Genomic DNA, 5,588 nt, shown 5'->3' with positions numbered 1-5,588 from the left:
CACGTAGGCCATCGGGGGGCGGGCGGTCGCCCGCTCCCCCGCGGGTCGGGTCCCGGTCCCGCCGGAAAGGGTGCCGGCGGCCTTGCGGGGCCGGTCCGGTGTGCTCACCGTGCCTCCTCCGTCCGTGCGCGGGTGTCCGCCTGCGGCTGCTGGTCGTGGACGCCCCCGGAGCGCAGACGCACGAGTTCGGCGCGCAGGCGCTCGTTCTCGTCGGCCAGGAGCTCCTCGCGGTTGCCGCCACCGTCGTCGACGTGCCGGGAGGGGCGGGCGCGGGAGGAGAGCGAGGGGTCGTGCTCCCACCAGTCGATGCCCATCTCCTTCGCCTTGTCGACCGAGGCGACCAGCAGGCGCAGCTTGATGGTCAGCAGCTCGATGTCGAGCAGGTTGATCTGGATGTCTCCGGCGATGACGATGCCCTTGTCGAGCACGCGTTCCAGGATGTCCGCGAGGTTCGCGGAAGAGCCCTGGTGGTGACTCGGCACTGCGGCGTGCGGTGCGGCCGGGAGGCGTCCTGCGAAGGACTCGGACACGTTGGCGCCCCTCTTCTCTGGTGTGCTCTGTCGTTACCGGTCAGCTGCCGACGGGAGTGCGACGGCGGGTGCGGCGTCCGGATCCGCGCGGCTGGTGGTCTTCCGAAGCGGCCGGCTCGTCCTCGGCTTCGTCGTATCCGGGGTCCTGTTCGTCCGAGGCGGCCCCGTCGGAGGTCTCGGCCTCGTGTTCCGGGTCCTCCTCGGCCTCCTCGCCGAACTCCTCCTCGTCGAACTCCTCGTCGGCGGGCTCCTCGTCGGCGGGCTCGTCGTACTCGTCGTCTTCGAACTCACCCTCGGGGTCCGCGTCCTCGTCCTGGAAGTCCTCCGCCTCGCCGTCGGCGTGGTCCTCCTCCCTGACCGCTTCGCCGTGAGCGATGACGACCTCGCCGTCCCGGATCTCGCCCCGCCAGCCGTCGGTGGCCTCTCCCCGCAGCATCAGGAACGCGCGATAGAGCTTGAGATCCAGCCGGGCCCGCCGACCCTGCGCGCGCCACAGGTTCCCCGTCCTCTCGAACAGGCCCTTCGGGAAGTACTCCAGGACGAGGAGAACGCGGGTGAGGTCGTCGGTGATGCCGTGAAAGGTCACCACCCCGCGGACCGTCCCCTTCGCGCCCTGGGTGGTCCAGGCGATGCGCTCGTCCGGGATCTGCTCGGTCACGTTCGCCTGCCAGCTGCGGGTCGACCTGGCGACCTTCACCTTCCAGTGGGTGGTCGCGTCGTCCGCCGTCTCGACGCTGACGACGCCCTTGGCGAACCTGCTGAACTCCTGGAACTGCGTCCACTGGTCGTACGCCTCGCGCACGGGAACACCGACATCGATGTCCTCGACGACGGTCACGCTCTTCGCCCTGCCTCCGCCGGACGTGCGGCCACCACCGGCAAGGCCCCCGGCCTTCTGCTTCAGGGTGTCCTTGACCGCGGAGGCCCCCGCCGCCAGCGCGGCCCGGGCGGGGGACCTTCCCTCGCCGAGGGCCTTGCCTCCCTTGGCGAGACCCTTGGCCAGGCTCCCTTTGGCGGCACCGGGCTCGGCCAGCCGGGCGACATGGTCGCCGAGGCGCTCCCCGAGCCGGGTGACGGCGTCCTCGGCACGGGCCGTGAGGTAGCGGCGGAGTTCCTCCTTCAGCCGGTCGGTGGCCGGGTTTCCCACCACGTCGCTCTTGATCTTGCTGAGGGCCGAGTCACTCATCGCTGTCACCCCTGCTCTTGCGCGTACGGGAGGCGGTGGACTTCCTGGGGGCGCTCGTACGCTTGCGGGCTGCCGCCGTCGCCTTGCCGGAGCCGCTGCCGGAGGAGCCGCTCTGTGAGGGGGCGCGGCTGGTGCCCTTCTTGCCTGTGGTCCTGGCCGCGGCCGTGGGCCGTGTCCGCTTCCGCCGGCTGTCGTCGGCGTCGTCGTCCGGCTCCGCGCCGTCGTCCGCACCGTCGTCCACCCCGTCGTCCGCCGCTCGGCCGTCCCGCTTGCGCGCTTCGGGGCCGTCATCGGCATCGGCCTCGGGGGCGTCACCGCTGAGCGTCCGCGTGCGCTGCTGCAGTGAGTCGGCGAGGCCTGCGGCACGCCGGGTGAGTGCCTGTGCCGCGGCGGACTTCGTGGCCTCGAACAGCTCTCTGCGGATCTGCTCGCTCAGGGCACCCGTCACGGGCGAGGCGGCCAGCAGCTTTCCCAGTCGCCGGGGGTCGAGGTCCAGCCTGCGGCCGGCGAGGAACATCCCCACCCCGATGGCCATCCTGGCCTTCTTCGTCCGCCCCAGGAGGTAGCCCCCCACGAGTGCTGCTGCCGTCGTGGTGTTCTTCGGTATCACCGGTGTACCTCGTTCCGCCTCGCTTGATCGCTCGGTTTCGTCATGAGCCGCTTCCCGTCCGGCTTCGATGGGCCTCGATCTCGTCGAGGCGGTCCAGGAGCGCGTCCTCGCGCCGGTCGAACTCGGCAGCATCCACACGGCCGTCGGCCAGGTCGTCCACGAGCGCCGCCAGCTGCGCCCGCACGGGCTCGGGGTCGTAGTACTCGCGTTCCGCGGCGAGCACCACCTGGTCGACCACCCATGCCGTGCCGCGCAGCGGTGCGATCGGCAGGGTCAGGACGGTGGTGAGGAGCCCCATGCGGCGGCCTCCTTCCTGCGTTCGACGTGAGTGCCGGCGCCGGTCACACGAAGCTGTACGGCGGAAGCGGCCCGGTCAGGGTGAAGGTGCAGGACTCGCCCCGGCGGTCCGCCTCTTGCCGTACCGCCCGGACGAACTCGTCCGCGGAGTCCGCCGCAACGAGGAAGGAGGCGTTGAGGAAATGACTGGCGCCCGGCTCGGCGCGCGAGACGCGGGCCGCTGCCGGCAGCAGCCTCTCCAGGGTCTTTCGGGCCTGTTCGTCGTTGCGTTCGGCCACCTGGCCCGCGACGAGCTCGCCGAGGGCGATGCGGTCGTCCTGCCCGGCGGATCCGGACCGGGTGCGTTCGTTGAGTTCCCTGATCCGGTCGGACTCCGACACGATTTCGAGCAGGAGGTCCTGTTCGTCGCGGGCCGCCTTGAGGTTGAACTCGACATGCCCGGCGAGCTCGGCCAGGCGGCTGCGGTACGCGGCGCCGTCCTGCTCCAGTGCTCGCGTCACGTGTTCGTCGTCCGGGCCGAGCAGGCCGAAGCGCATGGGCAGTGTCGCTCCGTCCGCCATCAGGGACTCCAGGACCGCCTCGTGCGCCAGCACGTCCCGGCGCTTGGCCCGCAGGCCTTCGGGGGCGTCGCTGACGACCGCGGCGATGTCGCCGGCGCGGACCGTCCGCAGGGGTGGTGCCTGTTCGCCCACACCCTGGAGGTCGTCCAGGTGCAGGGGATGGTCCGTGGCGGTGATGGCGTAGATGTAGGTGGGCACCTGCTACTCCTCCCGTCGGGTGGCGGACGTGCGGCTGGAGGCCGACTTGCGCGCCGGCCGCTTGCGGGGCTCTTCCTCGGGCTCCTCGCGCTCCTCGCGCTTGCTCTGCAGGGAATCCGTTATCGCCTCGACGGCGCCGGTCAGGGCGCCCTTCGACTTTCCCTTCGCGCCGTTCTCGGTCATCTCGCCCACGATGTCGGTGAGCTGTGTGGGTGCCTTCCGGCCGGATTCCAGATCGAGCCGGTTGCACGCCTCGGCGAAGCGGAGGTAGGTGTCCACGCTGGCGACGACGACACGGACATCGATCTTGAGGATTTCGATCCCGACGAGGGAGACGCGGACGAACGCGTCGATCACGAGGCCCCTGTCGAGGATGAGTTCCAGTACGTCGTAAAGATTTCCCGAGCCGCTTCCGCCGCTCGTTGCACTGCTCTGCTGGACGAGTGTCACGGTGAACTCCTTCCGGTTCGGCGTCTGTCGACGCGTACGGACGCGCGGGTTCCTCTCCGGGAGGGCCGGCGCCGTCTCCGCCTCAGCGGCGGTCGATCTGGCCCCGGGCGTAGCGCCGGGTGCGCTCGTACGCCAGGAGCCGGCCCTCGGTGTCGAGAGCCACGTGGTATGAGGCCATCACGCTCATCGTGTCCGGAACCTTCTCCAGCTCGACGATCTCCACTTCCGCCGTCCACCCGTCCTCGGTGGCTTTCACCGCTGAGACGGAGCCGGGTTCGCACCGCAGGAGCTGCGAGAGCTGCTCGGAGGCGAGGCGTATCGCTGTGGCGATGTCGAGTTCTTCGGACGTCTTGTGGGTTTCGTCGTCTGTCGGGCTCATGTTCCCGCCTGTGAGGGACGGAAGACGGCTCTGCGGTCGCGCTCCAGCGCCGTCCGGACTCACGTTCGTCTGCCCGCCGCTGCCGCACGCATGCGTGACGGGACGTCAGGTGGGCATCGGGCGGCCGTGAGGCAGGCCGGCCAGGCTTTTTCGTCATCTTGACGATAGGAGGGTTCCTCGTTATCGTCGTTCTGACGAAATGAAGGGGGTTCGCCATGGCCGACATCACCCGGCGCTTCGGCTGGCGTCATCTGCGCTCCGCGCCCACCGCCCACATCCGCCACCACAGGCGCGGCCGGCTCGTCCATGACGGGCGGGGGCTCAGTTTCTGGTACCGGTCGCTGTCGGCGGCGCTGTCCGAAGTGCCGGTCGACGACCGGGAACTGGCCATGGCGTTCCACGCCCGTACGGCCGACTTCCAGGACGTCACCGTGCAGGCCACCGTCACCTACCGGATCAGCGACCCGGCCCAGGCGGCCGACCGGCTCGACTTCTCTGTCGACCCGGACACCGGGAGCTGGCGCGGAGCGCCCCTGGAGCAGCTCGCCACCCTCCTCACCGAGACCGCGCAGCAGCACACGCTGGACGTACTGGCCCGCACCCCGCTGGCCGTCGCCCTGGTGGACGGCGTCGCCTCCGTGCGGCAGCGGGTCGCCGACGGCCTCGCCGCCGAGCCCAGGCTTCCGGACACCGGCATCGACGTGGTGGCCGTGCGGGTCGTCGCGATCCGCCCCGAGGCCGAGGTGGAGCGCGCCCTGCGCACCCCGGCCCGCGAGCAGATCCAGCAGGAGGCGGACCGGGCCACCTACGAACGCCGGGCCGTCGCCGTCGAGCGTGAACGTGCCATCGCCGAGAACGAGCTGGCCAGCCAGATCGAACTGGCCCGGCGTGAGGAGCAGTTGGTCGACCAGCGCGGCATCAACACCCGCCGTGAGGCCGAGGAGACGGCGGCGGCGGACGGTGTACGGACCGAGGCCGAGGCGGCCCGCAAGGTCCGCCTGGCGCGCGCGGACGCCGAGGCGGCGCGCGAGACGGGCGCGGCGCGCGCCGAGGCCCAGGCCGCCTGGCTGCGGGTGCACGGCGAAGCCGGCCCGGGCACGCTGCACGCCTTGGCGGCGACCCGGCTGGCGGAGAACCTGCCGCGGATCGAGAGCATCACGCTCTCCCCCGATGTCCTGACCGGACTGCTCACCAGGCTCGGGCGTCCGGAAGGCGGAGCGGGCGCGTGAGCCTGGCCCCGCGGGCGGTGCTCGTGCACCGCAGGACCGAGTACGAGGAGCTGCTCGCCCGGCACGGGACGCACGGACAGGCCGCGTTCTTCCTCTCCAGCCGGGGCCGCTCGATCGACGAGGTGGCCCGCCGCCACGACCGCACGCGC

The 5,588-nt window shown here is 71.3% G+C and carries 8 protein-coding genes; 1 reads left to right on the top strand and 7 read right to left on the bottom strand.

Annotated elements, in window-relative coordinates:
- Positions 1 to 104: 104 nt before the first annotated feature.
- The 7 genes from ACWGIU_RS27840 to ACWGIU_RS27810 all read right to left on the bottom strand — a co-directional run bounded on the left by ACWGIU_RS27840 (position 105) and on the right by ACWGIU_RS27810 (position 4,210).
- On the bottom strand, positions 105 to 530 hold the full coding sequence (locus ACWGIU_RS27840) for a gas vesicle protein (protein WP_453710280.1): 426 nt from the start codon (positions 528 to 530) through the stop codon (positions 105 to 107).
- A 40-nt stretch (positions 531 to 570) separates the two neighbouring features.
- The gene (locus ACWGIU_RS27835) at positions 571 to 1,716 is read right to left on the bottom strand and encodes an SRPBCC family protein (RefSeq protein WP_453710278.1); all 1,146 of its coding nucleotides are present in this window, start codon (positions 1,714 to 1,716) and stop codon (positions 571 to 573) included.
- Positions 1,709 to 2,326, bottom strand: a complete 618-nt coding sequence (locus tag ACWGIU_RS27830; RefSeq protein ID WP_453710276.1) for a hypothetical protein — start codon at positions 2,324 to 2,326, stop codon at positions 1,709 to 1,711. Before ACWGIU_RS27830 ends, ACWGIU_RS27835 begins: the two co-directional genes overlap by 8 nt.
- Before the next feature lie 40 nt (positions 2,327 to 2,366).
- A complete protein-coding gene (locus ACWGIU_RS27825; protein ID WP_453710274.1) occupies positions 2,367 to 2,624 on the bottom strand; it encodes a gas vesicle protein GvpG in 258 nt (85 codons plus the stop codon).
- A gap of 43 nt (positions 2,625 to 2,667) precedes the next feature.
- Positions 2,668 to 3,381 (bottom strand): GvpL/GvpF family gas vesicle protein, encoded by a 714-nt coding sequence (locus ACWGIU_RS27820; RefSeq protein ID WP_453710272.1) that lies wholly within the window; start codon positions 3,379 to 3,381, stop codon positions 2,668 to 2,670.
- A gap of 3 nt (positions 3,382 to 3,384) precedes the next feature.
- Positions 3,385 to 3,831, bottom strand: a complete 447-nt coding sequence (locus ACWGIU_RS27815; protein WP_453710270.1) for a gas vesicle structural protein GvpA — start codon at positions 3,829 to 3,831, stop codon at positions 3,385 to 3,387.
- A gap of 82 nt (positions 3,832 to 3,913) precedes the next feature.
- Positions 3,914 to 4,210 carry a gas vesicle protein GvpO gene (locus ACWGIU_RS27810; protein WP_453710268.1) on the bottom strand — a complete coding sequence of 99 codons (297 nt, stop codon included), beginning with the start codon at positions 4,208 to 4,210 and terminating at the stop codon, positions 3,914 to 3,916.
- A 215-nt stretch (positions 4,211 to 4,425) separates the two neighbouring features.
- Between ACWGIU_RS27810 and ACWGIU_RS27805 the strand changes: the two genes are divergently transcribed.
- Positions 4,426 to 5,439, top strand: a complete 1,014-nt coding sequence (locus ACWGIU_RS27805; protein ID WP_453710266.1) for an SPFH domain-containing protein — start codon at positions 4,426 to 4,428, stop codon at positions 5,437 to 5,439.
- Positions 5,440 to 5,588 lie beyond the last annotated feature (149 nt).

This window comes from Streptomyces sp. NPDC054840, assembly GCF_053611065.1.
Note: the sequence above shows the minus strand (reverse complement) of the source record. Positions and strands in the feature narration are given on the sequence as shown.